This is a genomic window from Mesorhizobium sp. Root554 (assembly GCF_001427025.1).
Taxonomy (GTDB): domain Bacteria; phylum Pseudomonadota; class Alphaproteobacteria; order Rhizobiales; family Rhizobiaceae; genus Mesorhizobium.
Genome location: NZ_LMGA01000001.1, coordinates 1,354,207 through 1,372,658, shown reverse-complemented (window position 1 = coordinate 1,372,658; position 18,452 = coordinate 1,354,207). Strand labels below are relative to the sequence as shown.

At 62.5% G+C, this 18,452-nt stretch carries 18 protein-coding genes and 2 tRNA genes; 9 read left to right on the top strand and 11 right to left on the bottom strand.

Features of this window, described 5'->3' with window-relative positions; genetic code table 11:
• Positions 1-246: 246 nt before the first annotated feature.
• Positions 247-387, bottom strand: a complete 141-nt coding sequence (locus ASD44_RS18115) for a DUF1127 domain-containing protein (RefSeq protein WP_082542398.1) — start codon at positions 385-387, stop codon at positions 247-249.
• A gap of 41 nt (positions 388-428) precedes the next feature.
• Positions 429-569, bottom strand: coding sequence for a DUF1127 domain-containing protein (locus tag ASD44_RS18110; protein WP_082542397.1), 141 nt, complete (start codon positions 567-569; stop codon positions 429-431).
• A gap of 348 nt (positions 570-917) precedes the next feature.
• On the opposite strand from ASD44_RS18110, the gene ASD44_RS06645 reads away from it, so the two are divergent.
• The 3 genes from ASD44_RS06645 (at position 918) to ASD44_RS06635 (ending at position 3,235) form a co-directional block, all read left to right on the top strand.
• The gene (locus ASD44_RS06645) at positions 918-1,448 is read left to right on the top strand and encodes a dihydrofolate reductase family protein (RefSeq protein WP_056110011.1); all 531 of its coding nucleotides are present in this window, start codon (positions 918-920) and stop codon (positions 1,446-1,448) included.
• Positions 1,449-1,547: 99 nt separating this feature from the next.
• Positions 1,548-2,660, top strand: coding sequence for a DUF2157 domain-containing protein (locus ASD44_RS06640; RefSeq protein WP_056110009.1), 1,113 nt, complete (start codon positions 1,548-1,550; stop codon positions 2,658-2,660).
• On the top strand, positions 2,657-3,235 hold the full coding sequence (locus tag ASD44_RS06635) for a GDYXXLXY domain-containing protein (protein WP_056110007.1): 579 nt from the start codon (positions 2,657-2,659) through the stop codon (positions 3,233-3,235). The genes ASD44_RS06640 and ASD44_RS06635 overlap by 4 nt, the downstream gene beginning before the upstream one ends.
• A gap of 151 nt (positions 3,236-3,386) precedes the next feature.
• On the opposite strand, the gene ASD44_RS06630 is transcribed toward ASD44_RS06635, so the two are convergent.
• Positions 3,387-3,471: transfer RNA gene (locus tag ASD44_RS06630), tRNA-Leu, on the bottom strand.
• Positions 3,472-3,809: 338 nt separating this feature from the next.
• Between ASD44_RS06630 and tig the strand changes: the two genes are divergently transcribed.
• Positions 3,810-5,273 (top strand): trigger factor, encoded by a 1,464-nt coding sequence (tig, locus tag ASD44_RS06625; protein WP_056115585.1) that lies wholly within the window; start codon positions 3,810-3,812, stop codon positions 5,271-5,273.
• A gap of 97 nt (positions 5,274-5,370) precedes the next feature.
• On the opposite strand, the gene radC is transcribed toward tig, so the two are convergent.
• Both radC and map read right to left on the bottom strand, forming a co-directional pair.
• A complete protein-coding gene (radC, locus tag ASD44_RS06620; RefSeq protein ID WP_056115583.1) occupies positions 5,371-6,087 on the bottom strand; it encodes a DNA repair protein RadC in 717 nt (238 codons plus the stop codon).
• Between the two features lie 153 nt (positions 6,088-6,240).
• On the bottom strand, positions 6,241-7,068 hold the full coding sequence (gene map / locus ASD44_RS06615) for a type I methionyl aminopeptidase (protein ID WP_056110005.1): 828 nt from the start codon (positions 7,066-7,068) through the stop codon (positions 6,241-6,243).
• A 279-nt stretch (positions 7,069-7,347) separates the two neighbouring features.
• Here map and ASD44_RS06610 point away from each other — a divergent pair, with 279 nt between their 5' ends.
• Complete coding sequence (locus ASD44_RS06610; RefSeq protein ID WP_056110002.1) at positions 7,348-7,650, top strand: DUF982 domain-containing protein; 303 nt, start codon at positions 7,348-7,350, stop codon at positions 7,648-7,650.
• A gap of 48 nt (positions 7,651-7,698) precedes the next feature.
• On the opposite strand, the gene ASD44_RS06605 is transcribed toward ASD44_RS06610, so the two are convergent.
• The 3 genes from ASD44_RS06605 to phaC form a co-directional block, all read right to left on the bottom strand.
• Positions 7,699-7,773 (bottom strand) — tRNA-Glu (locus ASD44_RS06605).
• 80 nt (positions 7,774-7,853) lie between these two features.
• The gene (locus ASD44_RS06600; protein WP_056110000.1) at positions 7,854-9,089 is read right to left on the bottom strand and encodes a YcbK family protein; all 1,236 of its coding nucleotides are present in this window, start codon (positions 9,087-9,089) and stop codon (positions 7,854-7,856) included.
• Positions 9,090-9,305: 216 nt separating this feature from the next.
• Complete coding sequence (phaC, locus tag ASD44_RS06595) at positions 9,306-11,144, bottom strand: class I poly(R)-hydroxyalkanoic acid synthase (RefSeq protein ID WP_056109999.1); 1,839 nt, start codon at positions 11,142-11,144, stop codon at positions 9,306-9,308.
• 159 nt (positions 11,145-11,303) lie between these two features.
• Here phaC and ASD44_RS18330 point away from each other — a divergent pair, with 159 nt between their 5' ends.
• The 4 genes from ASD44_RS18330 (at position 11,304) to recJ (ending at position 16,152) form a co-directional block, all read left to right on the top strand.
• Entirely contained in the window at positions 11,304-11,636 is a 333-nt protein-coding gene (locus tag ASD44_RS18330; protein ID WP_156459798.1) for a hypothetical protein, read from the top strand.
• 60 nt (positions 11,637-11,696) lie between these two features.
• Complete coding sequence (locus ASD44_RS06585; protein WP_056109994.1) at positions 11,697-12,914, top strand: LL-diaminopimelate aminotransferase; 1,218 nt, start codon at positions 11,697-11,699, stop codon at positions 12,912-12,914.
• Between the two features lie 41 nt (positions 12,915-12,955).
• Positions 12,956-14,269, top strand: a complete 1,314-nt coding sequence (locus ASD44_RS06580; RefSeq protein ID WP_056109992.1) for a homoserine dehydrogenase — start codon at positions 12,956-12,958, stop codon at positions 14,267-14,269.
• Between the two features lie 98 nt (positions 14,270-14,367).
• The gene (gene recJ / locus ASD44_RS06575; RefSeq protein ID WP_056109990.1) at positions 14,368-16,152 is read left to right on the top strand and encodes a single-stranded-DNA-specific exonuclease RecJ; all 1,785 of its coding nucleotides are present in this window, start codon (positions 14,368-14,370) and stop codon (positions 16,150-16,152) included.
• A gap of 18 nt (positions 16,153-16,170) precedes the next feature.
• Here the strand turns inward: recJ and ASD44_RS06570 are convergent, their stop codons facing one another.
• From ASD44_RS06570 to folE, 3 genes are all read right to left on the bottom strand, one after another.
• Positions 16,171-17,136 carry a patatin-like phospholipase family protein gene (locus ASD44_RS06570; protein ID WP_056109988.1) on the bottom strand — a complete coding sequence of 322 codons (966 nt, stop codon included), beginning with the start codon at positions 17,134-17,136 and terminating at the stop codon, positions 16,171-16,173.
• A gap of 85 nt (positions 17,137-17,221) precedes the next feature.
• Positions 17,222-17,680 (bottom strand): phosphoribosyl-AMP cyclohydrolase, encoded by a 459-nt coding sequence (hisI, locus tag ASD44_RS06565; protein WP_056109985.1) that lies wholly within the window; start codon positions 17,678-17,680, stop codon positions 17,222-17,224.
• A gap of 22 nt (positions 17,681-17,702) precedes the next feature.
• Positions 17,703-18,338 (bottom strand): GTP cyclohydrolase I FolE, encoded by a 636-nt coding sequence (folE, locus tag ASD44_RS06560; RefSeq protein ID WP_056109983.1) that lies wholly within the window; start codon positions 18,336-18,338, stop codon positions 17,703-17,705.
• Positions 18,339-18,452: the final 114 nt, after the last annotated feature.

Here is an 18,452-nt window from a genome sequence, read left to right as displayed (position 1 = left end):
GGGCATCGTTTTGATGGTCAATCCCCGGGAGGAGGTGAGGATCGACCGTATTCGTCATTGCCGGGGAGGAGGTCGGCTTTGACGAAATTCCTTTCGCCGTTGAAGGGGGCGAAACCCTTTCCGGTAACAACGCCCGCCGAGGGAGGAGGTTCGGCGGGCGCCGTTTCGGTGGTCAATCCCCGGGAGGAGGTGAGGATCGACCGTATCCGTCAGGTCGGGGAGGAGGTCGACGCTGACGAAATTCCGTTAAAGACCCTTGCGGGCGACCTGCTTGATCTCGTCACGGACGAGGCCAAGATCATGAAGCTGGCGGTTGGACAGGCGACCCAGTTCGTTCACCGTGTCGCGGTAGACGCGCCAATTGCGGTAGTTGCGGATCAGGTTCATTTCAGTATCTCTTCTCAAAAACTCCGGTCCATGGACCGGATTCAGGAACTCTTGCGGGCTACGTAAGGAATGTCGCCGCGGCTGATGCCGAGGTCACTCAACTCGCGATTGCTCAGTTGGCGCAGCTCGGAGACGGTCTCCATATAGCGCCGCCAGTTGCGGTAGTTGCGGATCAGGTTCATCTCAGTGCTCGTTTCGTCTTTCTTTCGGATTGTCTTGTCTTTCCGAATGATCAGAAGGTAAGTGCGCTCATATCGATTTAAAAGCGCTATTGGTGCATGGCAGCATTGCGTTTTGTGCAATGCAGCATTAACGGCGTTGCTCTGATCCGGCAGGGGTGAAATTTGTCGTAGCATCAAGCGCTTGCGAGACCTGGGCACCTGCGCTGGTTGGGATATCTATGCCATTCACCTGGCCAGTGAGCCAAAAATAACGAAAAAGGGCGGCTCAAAGAATCGCTAGCCGAGCCGCGTCTCAGCAGCTTTATTGCTCATGCCGCCGATCTGGCGGCTTTCCTGAAGGGTGAGAGCATGGCTAAGTTCGTCTTTGGAATGAACCAGTCCCTGGACGGCTATGTCGACCACTTGCAAATGCAGACCGGTCCGGCGCTCTTTCGTCATTGGATAGAGCATGTGCGCGACCTGACCGGCAGTGTCTATGGTCGCCGCATATACGAACTCATGCGTTATTGGGATGAAGATCGTCCTGAGTGGAGTGCCGAACAACACGAGTTCGCAACGGCGTGGCGAAGCCAACCGAAATGGGTTGTGTCGCGCACGCTGAAGTCCGTCGGTCCCAATGCAACACTTGTATCGGATGACGTCGAGGCGGTGATGCGTGACCTGAAGGACCGGCTCACTGGCGAGATTGCAGTTTCGGGACCGGAGCTAGCAAGGAGTCTGACCGAACTTGGTCTTATTGATGAGTACCGACTCTATTTCCACCCCGTCGTGCTCGGTCGCGGCACGCCGTTCTTTGCCGGCCCGCGCCCGCCGCTTCGGCTTGTTTCCATCGATCCTGTTGGCGAGGACACGGTAAGACTGACATATGCTCCCGCCTGATGTTGGGGGATGCGTATTCCATACATTTCAAATCGGGGCGTCACCGCTTCTGGGTTTTGACCCTGGGCTGTATGATGTTTGTGGCAAAGGGAGGGGTGCATGGCGAGCTATTCGTCGAAAGTGCGGCAGGATATCGCGCGCTGGACCGAAACCGGCATGATCGACGCCGCGACGGCGCAGGCGATGATCCGCGATATCGACAGCCGTGAGCGCCGGTCGCTGAGCTTCGGCTCGATCCTGGCGATGATGGCGGCGCTGCTGTTCGCCGCCGCGTTGCTGATCCTCGTGGCTGCCAACTGGGAGCTCATTCCACGATTGGCGCGCGTGGTGTCGCTGTTCGCGGTCATCCTCGCCGGATATGTCGGCGGCGCGCTCTTGAAGACCCGCGGTCACCCGATGATCGGCGAGGCGCTCTGGATCGTGGCGGTCGCGGCGTTTGGCGGGTCGATCGCCCTGGTCGGCCAGATGTATCATCTGTCGGGCGACGAATCGTCAGCCATGCTGACCTGGTGCGCCGGCACGGCTCTTGCCGCCGCCGTGCTGCGTTCCAATCCCCTGACGGTCGCCGCCGTCGGCATCGCCGACGCCTGGGTATTCATCAAGCTCTCCAACGGGTTCAATCTGTTTCGCAGTTTCGATTTCCCGCATATGTTCGTGGCCGTCGTGGCGGTGTTGTTCGGGCTGTCCTATTGGACACGTAGCCAGCCGGCCCGGCATCTCATCATCCTCTCGCTCATCGCCTATGCGGTGCTTGTCGCCGTCGACAATGGCCTGCCCGGCGTGTCTTTCGCGCTGGCGGCGATATCCGCCGTGTTGTTCCTCGCTGGAGTGCTGGCGCGGGAACCGGTCGACAGGATCGTTCAACTGGGCGGCCGCCTGCCGCTGCACGGGCTGATCGGCTTCCTGACCGGCATGGCGCTGATCCAGTTCGAACTGTCAGACAGCGGCCTCTTCGTGCCCGTGGCTGCTATCGCGCTGGCGGGGATAGCCGCCGCCATCGTGCTGGGCGGGCGCGAGAGCCGGGGGCTGCGCTGGGTCGCCTATCTCGGCTTCGCCTTCGAACTCTGCTTCATCTATGCGGAGACGATGCAGACCATGCTTGGGACGGCGGGCTTTTTCCTTGCGGCCGCGGTCATCCTGGGCATTCTCGCCATCGTCATCATCCGCGTCGAAAAGCGGCTTCGCCCTGCCAACGAGGGAGCGGTGTCATGAAAGGGAAGGGGCTCATCGTTTCGGCGCTGCTGCTGGCGCTTGTGCAGATCGGCTTCCTGAGCTGGATCATCGCCGGGCGCGCGGCGATCCTGCGCAACGGGCAGGAGGTGCTGCTGAAGGTGGAGCCGGTCGATCCGCATGACCTTCTGCGCGGCGACTATGTTTTCCTCAGCTATGAAATCTCGCGCATCCCGGTCGAACTGATCGCCGACGTCCCGGCGGACAAGCTCACGACCGATGACGGTCAACTGATGGTGCGGCTCAAAAAGGCCGACGACGGCTACTGGCGTCCTGCCGCTGCCTGGCTGGGCACGCCGTCGTCACCGCCCGGCGCCGAGGAAGCCGATATTGCCGGCCATCTCGCAGCCGGCTGGCAACTGACGCCTGGCACGACCCTCTCGCCCGACTATGGAATCGAACGCTTCTATCTGCCGGAGGGCGAAGGGCTGGCGATCGAAAAAGACATGCGCGTGCGGCCATTCGGCATCCGCGCCGCGATCGCGGCCAACGGCACAGCGCAGATCAAGGCGCTGGTAGATGGTGAGAGGACGCTTTTCGAGGAGCCGATGTATTAGGAGGTTCCGACCCGAAATTCTGGTTCATTTCAGCCGGCGGAGCCGTGCAATAGCCGACGAACGCAAAGGGGTTTTCAATGGCGGCCGCCAGTCGACCGATCAGGCCGCCCATCGGAGCGGTGAGCGAAGCGAACTCGCGCGAGATGGGGAATGGTGCGGATGAGAGGACTCGAACCTCCACGCCTTTCGGCACTGGAACCTAAATCCAGGGCGTCTACCAGTTCCGCCACATCCGCTTCCGCACCGGCAATCCCATGCGGCCATCATTCTGTCAATGTCGGCGCGGATACCGGGCTGTGCAGCAGCGCGAAGATGGTTGAAAATTGGGCTCGCGTGTGACAAAAGGCGGGTCGAATGTGACGGGACGCGACTATCCGCTTCTGCAAGATGTGAAAAGAAGTAGGAAAAACAAAGACTTATTCACATTTTGGAGCGTTTTCCGGATGATTTGGACCGCCTGAAAGGGGTCCAGGCGCTGGTTCCCGCACCGAAAGCCATTCCCGGCAGGATATCCGGCAGGCGGTTACGGCAGCAGCCGTTGAACTGCCTCATTGTTGGAAACAAAGGTTAGATGATGCAGGTCACGGAAACGCTCAACTCCGGTCTCAAGCGCGAGATCAAGGTCACAGTGCCGGCCGGCGATATGGAAGCCAAGCTTCTGGCGCGGCTTTCGGATGCGAAGGACAAGGTTCGCATCAACGGCTTCCGCCCCGGCAAGGTGCCGGTTCAGCACCTGCGCAAGGTCTACGGCAAGTCGTTCATGGCCGAAGTGGTCAACGAGATTTTGAACGACGCCCGCTCGATCATCACGGACCGGGGCGAGAAGGCCGCCATGCAGCCCGAAGTCGTCATGACCGAGGACGAGAAGGAAGCCGAGAAGATCCTCGCCGGCGGCGCCGATTTCGAATTCCATCTGAACTACGAGGTCATCCCGCCGATCGAGATCAAGGATTTCTCGGACATCAAGGTGACCCGCCCCGTCTATGACGTGCCGGACTCCGAGATCGACGAACAGGTCCAGCGTGTCGCTGAATCGTCGCGATCCTATGAGCCGAAGGACGGCAAGGCTGCCGAGGGCGACCGCGTCACCATCGATTATGTCGGCAAGATCGACGGCGAAGCATTCTCCGGCGGTGCCGGCAACGATCAGCCGCTGGTGCTCGGCTCGAAGGAATTCATTCCCGGCTTCGAGGACCAGCTCATCGGCGCCAAGGCCGGCGACGAGCGGCTCGTGACCGTGACGTTCCCGGAGAACTACCAGGCGGCGCATCTGGCCGGCAAGGAAGCCATCTTCGACGTCACCGTCAAGGAAGTGGCGAAGCCCGGCAAGCTGGAGATCAACGACGAGACCGCCAAGACCCTCGGCCTCGAATCGCTCGAGCGTCTGCGCGAAGTCGTGCGTGGCCAGATCGAGAACCAGTTCGGCTCCATGACCCGCCAGAAGGTCAAGCGCCAGCTGCTCGACCAGCTCGACGCGTCCTACGCCTTCGAAGCGCCTTCCAAGCTGGTCGACGCCGAGTTCAACAACATCTGGGCGCAGGTCAACCGCGACCTCGAGGCCGCCGGCAAGACCTTCGCCGACGAGGACACAACGGAAGAAGAAGCGCGCGCCGAATATCTGCGTCTTGCCGAGCGTCGCGTGCGTCTGGGACTCGTGCTTGCCGAGATCGGCGAGAAGGCCGGCGTCACGGTTTCCGACGAGGAACTGCAGCGAGGCCTGTTCGAGCAGGTGCGGCGCTTCCCGGGCAACCAGCAGCAGGAAGTGTTTGAGTTCTATCGGTCCAACCCGGAGGCGCTCAATACGCTGCGCGCGCCGATGTTCGAGGAGAAGGTCGTCGACCATCTGCTCGGCCAGGTTTCCGTCACCGACAACAAGGTGACCAAGGAAGAGCTGATGGCCGAGGACGACGAAGAGACGGACACTAAGGCAAAGAAGCCCGCCAAGAAGGCGGCAGCCAAGAAGGCCGATGACGCCGAGGCGGGCGAGCCGAAGAAAAAGGCGGCGCCGAAGAAGAAAGCCGCTGAAAAGGCGGAGTGATTTCGGACAATCGACTGTGAAAAGGCCGCCCAAGGGCGGCCTTTTTGATTCTAACCCTCATCCGGCCTCCCCGGTGGCTCGGATAGGGGTGAACCAGTCAGATCAACAGCAGCCCCTTCATCGACGCATGTCCCTTCTTGCCGATGATGATGTGATCGTGCACGGCGATGCCCAGCCGCTTGCCCGTCTCGACGATCTCCCTGGTCATGTCGATGTCGGCGCGCGACGGCGTCGGATCGCCGGAGGGATGGTTGTGGACGAGGATGATCGCCGTGGCTGAAAGCTCGAGCGCCCGCTTGATGACCTCGCGCGGATAGACCGGCGTGTGGTCGACCGTACCGGTCTGCTGTACCTCGTCGGCGATCAGCACGTTCTTCTTGTCCAGGAAGAGAATGCGGAACTGCTCGCGCGCCTCGAAGGCCATGGCAGCGCGGCAATAGTCGAGGACCTGTGTCCAGGACGACAGGGTTTCGCGGTCTTTCAGCTCACTGCGCAGCATACGGTGAGAGGCAGCCGCAATCACCTTGAGATCGAGCGCCACGGTGGGACCGATCCCCTTCACCTCCCGCAGGAGCGTTTCCGGCGCGCCCAGAACCTCCGCCAGCGTGCCGAAACGGGCAAGCAGGGCCTTGGCGACCGGTTTGGTGTCGGCGCGGGGTATCAGCCTGAAAAGCAGCAGTTCCAGCAGTTCGTAATCGGGCAGGGCGGCATGGCCGGCGGCGGAAAAACGTTCGCGCAGCCGGTCGCGATGGCCGAGATAGTGCGGCCGGCCGCCTTCGGCGTCGTCTCGCCCGGTCTTGTTCTTGTCGAGCAGCGGAAGCGCCTGCTCCGCCAGCCCCCGCCTTTTGTCTTCGCCCACTTGTCCTGCTCCCGCCCCGGGCGAATGATAAGCCAAGTCGAGGTGGCAGTGAAATGCCGGCCGCGCATTTTTCAAATGAGGATTCTGCCAGCGAAGCCCCGTCTCGCGTCAGCCGGGAAGGCCGGGGCGGTCCAGGCCACCGGGCGACAGCGTGAACACCTCGCAGCCGGTCGATGTGACGCCAACGGTGTGCTCATATTGAGCCGACAGCGAACGGTCCCTTGTGACAGCCGTCCAGCCATCCGACAGGACCTTCACATGCGGACGGCCGAGATTGATCATCGGCTCGATGGTGAAAATCATGCCCGGGCGCATCTCGACGCCCTCATGGGTGCTGCCATAGTGCAGGATGTTCGGCGCATCGTGGAACAGCAGGCCGACGCCGTGGCCGCAGAAGTCGCGCACCACCGAGCAGCGTTCGCCCTCGGCATAGGACTGGATCGCGGCGCCGATGGCGCCGGTGCGGACGCCTGGCTTCACCGCGGCGATGCCGCGCATCAGGCATTCATGCGTGACTTCCAGAAGCCGTTCGGCGGCGCGCTTGATCGTCCCGACCGGATACATGCGGCTGGAATCGCCGTGCCAACCGTCCAGAATATAGGTCACGTCGATGTTGACGATATCGCCTTCGCGCAGCGGCTTGTCGTCCGGGATGCCGTGGCAGACGACATGGTTGATCGAGGTGCAGGACGACTTCGTATAGCCGCGATAGTTGAGCGTGGCGGGCAGCGCCCCATGGTCCATGCCGTATTCGAAGACAAAGCGGTCGATCGCATTGGTGGTCACGCCGGGCTGCACCATGGCGGCCAGTTCATCCAGGCAACGGGCGGTGAGCTGGCAGGCCTTGCGCATGCCGGCGAAGGCCGCCTCGTCGTAAAGACGGATTTGTCCGGTGTTGCGAAGAGGCGCGGCGGCTGCGTCGAGATAGGTCGTCATTGAGGGTCCAAGATCGTGAAAGGCAGATTTGGCATCTGAACCGGCACTGTTCAAGCAATAAGTGCCCTTCAGAACCTGCTCTGCCACCGATCACGGCGTTTTGTGCGGTTTCGACTGTGCCGGATCGAGGGCGGCGATACCTTGTGAATTGGCGAAAGATCAAGCCCCGATACCGCAGTCGCGACACAATTCGGAGCCATGGATCGGACCAATCCCTTTGCAACCTTAAACCGCCGCCGGCGTTGCCTCGATCTGAGGCCGCTGGTCCGGAGATTTGAAATGGACGAACTGCAATTTGCCATTCCTGTGCGGGTGAAGTTGTCGGATGGGCAACCCGTTGAGGAAGTCTACGGCGTGGATCAGGCTCTGGAAATCCTGAGCGAGTGGCCTTCAGGACGCCAGGGCCCCCTCTACCAGGCCGCCTTCAACGCCTGCTTTGGTGCGTCGGTGGGCGTCACCGGTGCAGAAGACGCATGTCGCGCCTTTTCCGCCTTTTGCAGGGTCAGCGGTATTCTGGCGCCCGAGATGCACCTGCAGGGTGTCCATCGTGAAAAAGAGACCGGGCATCGCCTTCGCGTCTAGCGAGATGCGTTGTCCACGTTTGGGGCGCTGAATATTTGCGTGGAGAATTGGTACGCCCAAGGGGAATCGAACCCCTGTTACCGCCGTGAAAGGGCGGTGTCCTAACCGCTAGACGATGGGCGCAGCTGAACGAAGCGGGTTATAGTTGCGTTGCGCGCGCCCGGCAACCCGTTCTCCCGCTGGAAAGACAACTTTTTTGCAGGCTATTTCCGGCGCCGGCAGCGCCAGTTCCAATCGCGCTCGGGGCCGACATCCACGTGCACGGAATTGGTGTGGCAGTAGGTGCCGACGCCGCCCCGTCCCGGCATGGTGCGCAGGTAGCTCGCCAGTTCCCATTTGCCGACGCCCGGCACCTGCACGTCGGCGGCGGCGCAATACATATGCAGCGAGTTCTTCGCGCCGCGGGCGCGCCGGTTGCGGTCGGGGTTGCGGTAACCGGACGTCACAACAAGCTTCTTGCCGTAGTGACCCTCGATCAATTTGAGCACGCGCACGAGCGACGGCTTCAGGCAGGCGACATCGACGCCTTCCGTCTGCTTCAGCAGGCCATTGGGAGCAAGGCGGGCTAGACCGGCGGCGGATGCCACCTGATAGGCGCCGCCTTCATCCTCATTGAGATCGACGTCGCTGTCGTCGTCGATGCCGGATTTGCGGCGGATTTCGAATAGCGCGGTCTGGCGCACGCCCGGCAGCGAATCGGAACCGATTCCGGACCCTACTGAAGCCAGCGCCAGCGGCTTTTGCGAAGACGAGGCGGATGCCAGCGTGATGAGAGGTTTCGCCGGCTCGTCGTCGTTGGCGATGTTCTCTTGTGCAGGTTTCGGAGGCGTCTTGGGCTGTGGAGCCGGAGCCGCCTGCGCCGGGGTCGCGCCGAACAAGGAAGCCAGGAAGCCCTTCTTCTTTGGCGCTATCGGCTGGGAAGGCATTTCGCCGGCGGTCACATAAACCTGGCTCTCGCCGGTGGGCGCTGCCGCTGCGGTTTCCGTTTCAGCTTTCTTCGGCGCGGTTGCCGCGGCATCGCCGGCTGCGATTTTCGCGGCGGCCTCTGTTGTCTGCGCGGCGGTCTGCAATTGCGGCTGTAGCGCCTGCGGGAGCTTTTCGCCGATTGCCTGTGCGCCATCCGGCGACGCGACCGCCGGGAAACCGGCATCTGGCTTTGACGTCGGCAGATATGCAACCTGCACCGGCAGTTCCGTGCTGCCTTCGGCGCTCATCAGGGGCTGGGGCGCAGCCGGCGCTGACGAATCAAGGTCCTGGGTCTGGGCGGAGGCTGAGGCGGCCGCTATATCGCCCGGCTTGGCGTTGTAGCCGGCCATGCCTACGGAAAGCGTTGGATCGGTGGTGGAGGTGCAGGACGCGAGAAGCACAGAGAAAAGTGCTGCCGCAACAGCGCGGCACTCCCCCCTCGCGAAACGCGATCCTCTTGATTTCAAAACCAAATTCCCCCTCGCTATTCCGTCCCGAAAATGATTGATGCGGCGCTCGCGCCCCCGCGCCTGTCAATCGTGTCACCGGGCCCGGAAAGGAGACCTGTGTCAAATGCGCAAGCCTTGGACGGAATCGTACGCGAACAAAGGATTCCATCAACTTGGCAGTTGACGTAACCATTTCGCTCGCTTTAGCGCGGAGGTCAACTCACCAGACATTACAGTCTGTTACACACGCGTCCTGACATAATCGCCGGGCGCATTTCCCAGTGTTTTCAAATGCTTGCCGGGCTCGCGCGCGGGAACCCGCTTGTCGTCCCTGGCTTCGATCCATTTCTGCCAGTGAGGCCACCAGGAACCCGGGTGTTCAGCTGCCGCGGTAACCCAATCTTCGAAAGCACCCTCGGGCTGTCCGCCGGTCCAGTACTGGTATTTCTTCAAGCCGGGCGGGTTGACGACGCCGGCGATATGGCCGGACCCGGCCATGACGTACTGGACGTCGCCGCCAAAGTACCGGCAGCCGAGGAAGACCGACTTCGCCGGCGCGATGTGATCTTCCTTCGAGGCGAGGTTGTAGACAGGGATGGTGATGTCGGCGAGCGAAACGGTGCGGCCGGCGAGTTCCATGCGCCCATTGGCCAGATTGTTCTCCAGATAGCAGTTGCGCAGATAGTAGGAATGGTTGGCGGCGCTCATGCGGGTGGAGTCGGCGTTCCAGTAGAGAAGGTCGAAGGGCAGGGGATCCTTGCCGCGCATGTAATTGTTGATGACATAAGGCCAGATCAGGTCGCCCGACCGCAACATGTTGAAGGCGGTGGCCATCTTGGTGCCGTCCAGAAAGCCCTTTTCGCTCATCGCCTGTTCGAGAGCGGCGATCTGCTCCTCATCGACAAAGACCTTTAGATCGCCGGCATAGGTGAAATCGACCTGCGTGGTGAAGAAGGTGGCCGAGCGGATGCGATGGTCGCCTTCCTGCGCCAGAAGCGCCAACGCCGCCGCCAGCAGCGTGCCGCCGACGCAATAGCCGATCGCGTTGACCTCATTCTCGCCCGTCGTCTTTTCGACTATGTCGAGCCCGTATTGCAGGCCCTCGCGAATGTAGGCTTCCCAGCCCTTGGTTCCGTGGCGTTCGTCGGGATTGATCCAGGAGATGACGAAGACCGTGTGGCCCTGATCGACCGCCCAGCGGATGAACGATTTTTCCGGGTTGAGGTCGAGAATGTAGAACTTGTTGATCCATGGCGGGCAGATGAGCAGCGGCCGCTTGAGCACCGTCTCGGTTGTCGGATCGTACTGGATGATCTCGGCCACGTCGCTGCGGCCGACGACCTTGCCGGAACTCACGGCGATGTTCTTTCCAATCTCGAAGCGGGAATAATCGGCCTGCCTGAGCTTCAAATCGCCCTTGCCGGCGGCGATGTCCTCGGCCAGCATCTTCATGCCGCGCACCAGGTTCTCGCCGTTCGAGGCCACCGTCTCACGGAAGATCTCGGGATTGGTGAGAATGAAATTCGACGGCGAAATGGCGTTGGTGACCTGCTTGACGTAGAAGCCGGCCTTGTGGCGGGTGTGTTCGTCCAGGCCGTCAGCGTGCTCTACCAGGTCCGAAGCCCAGCGCGCGGTGACGAGATAGGTCTGCTTGAGGAAGTCGAAAAAGGCGTTTTTGGCCCATTCGGGGTCCTGGAAGCGGCGGTCGCCGCGTTCGGGTTGCACCGGGTTCTGCGGCTCGGAATCGGCATCGCCGCCAAGGCGCTGAACGGCCCCGGCCCATACGCCCATATAGCCCGAAAACAGCCGCGTCTGCGCCTCGAGCGCGCGCTGCGGGTCGGCCAGCCAGTATTCCGTCAGCTTCGAGAAGGTCTTGAACATATCGGTCATGGGCTCGGCGACATGGTCGCGGGCCTCGCCTTTCTCGCGCGGTTGGGCCCATGCCGAGGCGGCCTTGCCCGCCTGCTCGATCATGCGGGCCATGTTCAGCGCGAAGCGCTCCGGGTCCTTGACCAGATATTGCTCGACAGACGAAGTTTCGGATGCTTCCGTTTTGTCCGAATCGGATGTTTTGGACATGATGGACGCTGTTCCTCTGGAAGCGTTTTCTTGACATATTACCATGCGATGCCGAATAGGGTCCAACGCGCTCTATTCGGCCGACGGGAAAACAATATGACACATAGTATTGGTTGGCCTCATTTTTCGGTTTCCGGGAACTTTTGCCGCACCGTTGCGATGGTGGGGCTGGTCGCCATCAGCGGATGTTCGAGCACGAGCGGCGAGGACAGCGCGGCGCAATCTCTGGAAGCCGGACCGAAGAACACCGGAAGCTTTCCCAATCTGAACATCGTGCCGAAGCCGGCGAGCACCCAGTTCACCGCTGCGCAAAGAGCATCCAAAATGTCTGAGCTGGCCTCTGACCGCCAGCAGGCGCAGGGCAGCGGCGGCGCTGCTCCGACGCCCGGCGATACGGCGGAGATGAACAAGCTCGCGAAAAATCACGCCAGGGATGCGCTCAAGCAGATCGAGAGCAACTGCGATGCCGCCCTCGACCCGACGTGCAAATAAGTATATATCGCGCGGCTAAATCCTGACCCTGGATAACGCCTCCCATCGCCTGGAACTGACATGGAAGAATTTCACAAGGTCCGCCGGCTTCCGCCGTATGTTTTCGAGCAGGTCAACCGGCTGAAGGCCAGCGCCCGCTCGCGCGGCGCAGACATCATCGACCTTGGCATGGGCAATCCCGATCTGCCGACGCCGAAAGCGATTGTCGACAAGCTGTGCGAGGTCGTGCGCGATCCGCGGACACACCGCTATTCTTCCTCACGCGGCATTCCAGGACTGCGCCGGGCGCAGGCGAACTATTATGCCCGTCGTTTTGGCGTGAAGCTCAACCCCGATACGCAGGTCGTGGCGACCCTTGGCTCGAAGGAAGGCTTCGCCAATATGGCGCAGGCCATCACCGCGCCCGGCGATGTGATCCTGTGCCCGAATCCGACCTATCCGATCCACGCCTTCGGCTTCATCATGTCGGGCGGCGTCATCCGCTCGCTGCAGGTCGAGCCGGACGACAAGTTCATTCCGGCGGTGGAGCGCGGCATCCGCCACTCCATTCCGAAGCCGCTGGCGCTGATCCTGAATTATCCGTCCAACCCGACGGCGCTGGTGGCATCGCTGGATTTCTACAAGGACGTCGTCGCCTTCGCCAAGAAGAACGACATCATCATTCTGTCCGATCTCGCCTATTCCGAGATTTATTTCGACGGGAACCCGCCGCCATCGGTGCTGCAGGTTCCGGGCGCGATGGATATAGCGGTGGAATTCACCTCGATGTCGAAGACGTTTTCGATGCCGGGCTGGCGCATGGGATTCGCCGTCGGCAACGAACGGCTGATCTCGGCTCTGACGCGGGTCAAGTCCTATCTCGACTATGGCGCGTTTACGCCGATCCAGGTAGCCGCGACGGCGGCCTTGAACGGCGACGGCGCGGATGTCGCCGAAGTGCGCGAGATCTATCACCGCCGCCGTGACGCCATGGTCGAAGCCTTCGGCCGCGCCGGCTGGACGATTCCCGCGCCGGCTGCGTCGATGTTCGCCTGGGCGCCGATCCCGGAGCAGTTCAAACATCTCGGCTCGCTGGAATATTCCAAGCTCCTGATCGAGCATGCGGACGTCGCGGTGGCGCCGGGCGTCGGCTTCGGCGAACATGGCGACGACTATGTGCGTTTGGCTTTCGTCGAGAACGAGCACCGCATCCGCCAGGCGGCGCGGAACATCAAGAAATTCCTCGCCACCAGCGCCAAGCAGCCGAACAATGTGGTGCCGCTGGCCGCGCATCGCTGAGGCTGTTCGCCGGATTTAATCAGAACTGACTGGGGGCTTACATGACCGAAGCGTTGCGTGTCGGGATCGCCGGCCTCGGCACCGTTGGGGCCTCGGTAGCCCGCGTGCTGCGGGACAAGGCGGCCGAGCTGACGCGCCAGTGCGGCCGGCCGGTGACGGTGACGGCGGTTTCGGCGCGCGACGCCAGGCGTGACCGCGGCGTCGATCTCTCCGGCGCGCAATGGTTCGAAGATCCGGTCAAGCTGGCGCAGTCCGGCGACATCGACGTCTTCGTCGAACTGATCGGCGGCGACGAGGGGCCGGCGCGGGCTTCCGTGAAGGCGGCGCTGGAAGCCGGTCGCCATGTCGTCACCGCCAACAAGGCGCTGCTGGCGCGCCATGGCGTCGCGCTCGCCGAAATCGCCGAGAAGAAGGGCGTTCTGCTCAACTACGAAGCTGCGGTGGCTGGCGGCATTCCGGTCATCAAGACGATGCGCGAGGCGATGGCCGGCAACAGCGTCAACCGCGTGTTCGGCATCCTCAACGGCACCTGCAACTATATCCTGACCCGTATGGAAGCCGAGGGCCTGACGTTCGAGGCCTGCCTGGAGGACGCGCAGCGGCTGGGCTATGCCGAGGCCGATCCGACATTCGACATCGAGGGCAACGACACGGCGCACAAGCTGTCGATCCTCACCAGCCTTGCCTTCGGCACGAAAATCGCTGCCGACGACATCTATCTCGAAGGCATTTCCAACATCACGCAGGCCGATATCCGCGCGGCGGGCGAACTCGGCTACCGTATCAAGCTGCTCGGCGTCGCGCAGCGGACGGACAGCGGCATCGAGCAGCGCGTGCATCCGACCATGGTGCCGACCGCTTCGGTGATCGCGCAGGTTCATGGCGTCACCAACGCGGTGGCGATCGAGACCGACATTCTGGGCGAACTGCTGCTGTCCGGTCCTGGCGCCGGCGGCAATGCGACGGCGTCCGCCGTCGTGGGCGATATCGCCGATATCGCCAAGAGCCGCCCCGGTTTCCAGCACGGCCCGGTATTCGGCCGTCCGGCAAAGGAGTTGCGCCCTTACAAGAAGGCGCAGATGCGCAGCCATGCCGGCGGCTATTTCATCCGGCTGACCGTGCATGATCGTGTCGGCGTGTTCGCAGCCGTCGCCAAGCGCATGGCCGACAACGACATTTCGCTGGAATCGATCGTGCAGCATTCCGTCGGCGCCGAAGAGACCGACCGCAAGACGGTGATTCTGGTGACGCACGAGACGACGGAAGCGGCGGTGCGCAAGGCGGTTGACGGCATCACCAGGGACGGCCATCTGATCGACAAGCCGCAGGTCATCCGTATCGAGCGGGCCGGCTGACGGCAAAGCCTTGAAAAATTTTGATTTCTTGTGCCCGGCCGTCGCATAGTGCGGAGGATGAGAGTTGTCTGCACGACACCGCGAATGAATGGGCACCGATGACGGGAGACCGGCGTTTCTTTCTGGACGTGCGGCGCTCGGCGACGGGCGTCGCCTGGGTGCATCGTCTGACGGAGCGGCAGGACATGGCGGCGCTTGCCATCGCTCAGGGCCACGGCGTGCCGGATATCGTCGCGCGCGTGCTCGCCGGGCGCGGGGTTCTGGCTATGGACACGGCGCGCTTCCTCGATCCAACGATCCGTGAGTTGCTGCCCGACCCTTCCTCGCTGACGGATATGGAAAAAGCGGCTGGCCGAATCGCCGACGCCGTCGTTCGCGGCGAGAAGGTCGCAATATTCGGCGACTATGATGTCGATGGCGCTGCCTCGTCGGCGCTGCTGAAGCGTTTCCTGGCGCATTTCTCGATCGCCAGCGAAATCTACATTCCAGACCGCATCTTCGAAGGCTACGGGCCGAACCCCGACGCCATGCGGGATCTCGTCGCGCGCGGCGCGCAGCTGATCGTGACGGTCGATTGCGGCACCAACAGCGCCGCCGCCATCGACGCGGCGAAAGAGGCCGGCGCCGATGTCGTGGTGCTGGACCATCACCAGGTCGGTGGAGCGCTGCCCGCTGCCGACGCCATCGTCAATCCAAACCGGGAGGACGATCTGTCGGGGCAAGGGCATCTGTGCGCCGCCGGGGTCGTGTTCCTGACACTGGTGCAGACGGCCAAGATCCTGCGGGGCAGGCTGCCGGACGCCACGCAGCCGGATCTGTTGTCGTTGCTGGACCTGGTGGCGCTGGCGACTGTCTGCGATGTCGTGCCGCTCACCGGCGTCAACCGCGCCTTCGTCGTCAAAGGGCTTCTGGCGATCCGCCAGCAGAAGAATGCCGGCCTGGCGGCGTTGGCGCAGGTGTCTCGCATTGGCGAGCCGATCAGCGTCTTTCACCTGTCGTTCCTGATCGGGCCGCGCATCAATGCCGGTGGCCGCATCGGCGACGCGGCGTTGGGCAGCCGGTTGCTGGCCACCGATGATCCTGTCGAGGCCCGCACCATCGCCGAGACGCTGGACAGGTTGAACCAGGAACGCCAGACCATGGAGCAGGCGATGCTGGCGGAGGCGCGCGCCGAGGCGGAGGCTGAACTGGCCGGGGGCAACGGCCCGGCCATCGTGGTAACCGCAAGTTCGAACTGGCATCCGGGCATCGTCGGGCTGATCGCTTCGCGGCTGAAGGACCATGCGCGGCGGCCGGCCTTCGCCATCGCCTTCAATGCCAACGGCGTCGGCACCGGATCGGGCCGGTCGGTGCCGGGATTCGATCTCGGCCGTCTGGTGCGCGAAGCCGCCGATGCCGGCCTGATCGTCAAGGGCGGAGGGCACGCCATGGCGGCCGGCATCACTGTCGAGCGTGAGAGGCTGGGGGCGCTGCGGGCCTTCTTCGAGGAACGCGCCGCGGCGGACATTTTCCGGCTGCAGGACGAGGAAAGTCTGCTCATCGACGGAGCCTTGGCGGCGGAGGGCGCGACCATCGACCTTTTGGATGCGCTGGAGAAGGCAGGGCCTTTCGGTACCGGTCATGTTCAACCGCTGTTCGTGCTGCCGCGCCACCGACTGGCCGATGTGCGCCCGGTGGGGACCAACCATCTGCGCATTGGCTTGACGTCGGAAGGCGGCGGGCGTGTCCAGGCTATGGCGTTCCGCGCGGTCGACACGCCGCTTGGCGATTTCCTGTTCAAGAACCGGGGAAACATGCTGCATGTCGCAGGGTCGCTGTCCGGCAACTACTGGAACGGCAACCGCTCGGTGCAGTTCCGCATCGTCGATGCGGCACTGGCCTGAACCGCTTTCTGGAAGATGCTAGACGAGCACTTCCTGCAGCCGCTTCAGTTCGGCGATATGGACCATGGTGCTTTCGTAGCCCAACCTGATCGCTTCGTCGGCGCGATGGAACTCGGTCAGGCCGATGTGGCTGAGCTTCGGCTGCAGCGACATGTCCGGCGGGTCGCCGGCGAGGCGGGCGCGCGAGATGCGATCCTGAATGATGTTGAAGGCCTCGACCATGACGCCGGTGATGCCGAGCTTGGTTTCATGCACCTGCCGGCCGGGTATCGCCGCGGCCGGCGCATCCTTCTCGACGGTCAGTTCGCCGGCATTGTGCTTGATGACGGCTGCGCGGCCGAACAGATCGTAGTGCAGGTTCACCGCCACCACCAATTGCTGCTCATAGGCGCGGCAGACCGAAACCGGGACCGGATTGACCAGGGCGCCATCCATCAGGATGCGGCCATTGACTTTGACCGGTTCAAACACGCCGGGTAGCGCGTAGGAAGCGCGCATGGCCGTCACTAACGAGCCGTTCGACAGCCAGATTTCGTGGCCGGTGCGGATTTCCGCGGCGACGCAGACGAAAGGCTTTGGGAGATCCTCGAAACGGATGCCGGACATGTGTTCGCGCAGCCGGGCGTCGAGCTTCAGGCCGCCCAGCAGACCATTTCCGCCAAAGCGGAAATCGAGCAACCCGAAGATGCGCCGCTTGGTCAGGCTGCGGGCGAATTCCTCGAGCTCATCCAACTTGCCGGCAAGATAGCAGCCGCCGACCAGCGCGCCGATCGACGTTCCGGCGATCATCGAAATCTCGATGCCGGCCTCGTCCAGCGCGCGCAGGACGCCGATATGCGCCCAGCCTCGGGCGCACCCGCCGCCGAGCGCCAGCGAAATGCCGGCTTTCTTGAAAGGCCTGGAATCGGCTGTGCCGCCGGGAGAGGAATGGCCGTTGGCCTCCCGAACATCGGTCTTGCTCAGCAATGACGCCCATTCGAGCATCACATTCTCCCTCGTCTCGCCACAAGTCTAACGCAGTGCCGTATCGAAATCATGAATCTGTGTGGTGAGATTGGGGCAGACGGGTTCACGGTATTTTTCGATAGGTTTCCTTGGCGTCGAACAGGGGATTGCTGCCGTCATCGACCAGCGTCGCCTTGCCGTCAGTCAGCCCGACTGTCCGATAGAAACATGAACGCCGACCGGTGTGACAGGTTGCATGGTGACCCGAGACTTTAACGCGCAGCCAGATGGCGTCCTGATCGCAGTCGGTGCGCATCTCAATGACCTGCTGCAAATTTCCCGATGTCTCGCCCTTTTTCCAGATTTCGCCGCGCGAACGGGACCAGTAGTGGGCGATGCCGGTTTCGAGCGTGAGCGCCAGCACTTCGGCGTTCATATGCGCGACCATGAGCAATCCGCCTTCATCGGCATCCGTGACAACGGCAGTCACGAGCCCGGCCGCGTCGAAGCGCGGCGAGAAGACGGCGCCTTCTTCCAGCGAAGCCTTGTCCGCGGAAGGGGTTGCGAATTCGATTGCTGACATGGATGTTCTGCTTTTCCTGCGGTCAGCCAGCGCTGCCGCGAACCATGGTCACGAAGCGCACCTGCTCCTCCGGCGAATCCCGGAAGACGCCGGTGAACGTCGAGGTGAGCGTGGTGGAACCCTGCTTGCGGATGCCGCGCATGGCCATGCACATATGCTCGGCCTCGATCATCACGGCGACGCCGCGGGGATTGAGCACGTCCTGGATGACGCTGGCGATCTGCGCGGTCATCGCTTCCTGGGTCTGCAGGCGATGGGCGAAAATATCGACGACGCGGGCGATCTTCGACAGGCCGACGACCTTGCCGTCCGGCAGATAGCCGACATGCGCCTTGCCGATGATCGGCACCATGTGGTGCTCGCAATGCGAGTGGAACTGGATGTCCTTGACCAGCACGAGATCGTCGTAGCCGGCGACTTCCTCGAAGGTGCGGCCAAGCTCGTCAGCCGGGCATTTGTCATAGCCGCCGAACATTTCCCGGTATGCCTTGGCCACGCGCTGAGGCGTGTCCAACAGGCCTTCGCGGTCGGGATTGTCGCCGGTCCAGCGGATCAGCGTGCGCACAGCGGCCTCGACTTCCTCCTGGCTGGGTCGGTCGGTGACCGGCTTGTCCATGTAGGCGGACTGGGGCATGATTTTCTTGAACACGGCATCCATTAGCGCGTCTCCCGTAGTTCCCCTCGCTGGAGGAACGAGTTGAACGGACCACGGCCTCCTGGGTGTCGGAAAATTCGAGCCCGAAAGCGACGTGAACTGGTCCGGCAGTACAGG

Coding starts and splice junctions, on each gene's coding strand:
- ASD44_RS18115 (WP_082542398.1), bottom strand. CDS start 387: ATGAACCTGATCCGCAACTACCGCAATTGGCGCGTCTACCGCGACACG.
- tig (WP_056115585.1), top strand. CDS start 3,810: ATGCAGGTCACGGAAACGCTCAACTCCGGTCTCAAGCGCGAGATCAAG.
- ASD44_RS06635 (WP_056110007.1), top strand. CDS start 2,657: ATGAAAGGGAAGGGGCTCATCGTTTCGGCGCTGCTGCTGGCGCTTGTG.
- ASD44_RS18330 (WP_156459798.1), top strand. CDS start 11,304: ATGGTGGGGCTGGTCGCCATCAGCGGATGTTCGAGCACGAGCGGCGAG.
- ASD44_RS06640 (WP_056110009.1), top strand. CDS start 1,548: ATGGCGAGCTATTCGTCGAAAGTGCGGCAGGATATCGCGCGCTGGACC.
- map (WP_056110005.1), bottom strand. CDS start 7,068: ATGACGACCTATCTCGACGCAGCCGCCGCGCCTCTTCGCAACACCGGA.
- ASD44_RS06585 (WP_056109994.1), top strand. CDS start 11,697: ATGGAAGAATTTCACAAGGTCCGCCGGCTTCCGCCGTATGTTTTCGAG.
- ASD44_RS06610 (WP_056110002.1), top strand. CDS start 7,348: ATGGACGAACTGCAATTTGCCATTCCTGTGCGGGTGAAGTTGTCGGAT.
- folE (WP_056109983.1), bottom strand. CDS start 18,338: ATGGATGCCGTGTTCAAGAAAATCATGCCCCAGTCCGCCTACATGGAC.
- hisI (WP_056109985.1), bottom strand. CDS start 17,680: ATGTCAGCAATCGAATTCGCAACCCCTTCCGCGGACAAGGCTTCGCTG.
- recJ (WP_056109990.1), top strand. CDS start 14,368: ATGACGGGAGACCGGCGTTTCTTTCTGGACGTGCGGCGCTCGGCGACG.
- ASD44_RS06645 (WP_056110011.1), top strand. CDS start 918: ATGGCTAAGTTCGTCTTTGGAATGAACCAGTCCCTGGACGGCTATGTC.
- phaC (WP_056109999.1), bottom strand. CDS start 11,144: ATGTCCAAAACATCCGATTCGGACAAAACGGAAGCATCCGAAACTTCG.
- ASD44_RS18110 (WP_082542397.1), bottom strand. CDS start 569: ATGAACCTGATCCGCAACTACCGCAACTGGCGGCGCTATATGGAGACC.
- ASD44_RS06570 (WP_056109988.1), bottom strand. CDS start 17,136: ATGCTCGAATGGGCGTCATTGCTGAGCAAGACCGATGTTCGGGAGGCC.
- ASD44_RS06580 (WP_056109992.1), top strand. CDS start 12,956: ATGACCGAAGCGTTGCGTGTCGGGATCGCCGGCCTCGGCACCGTTGGG.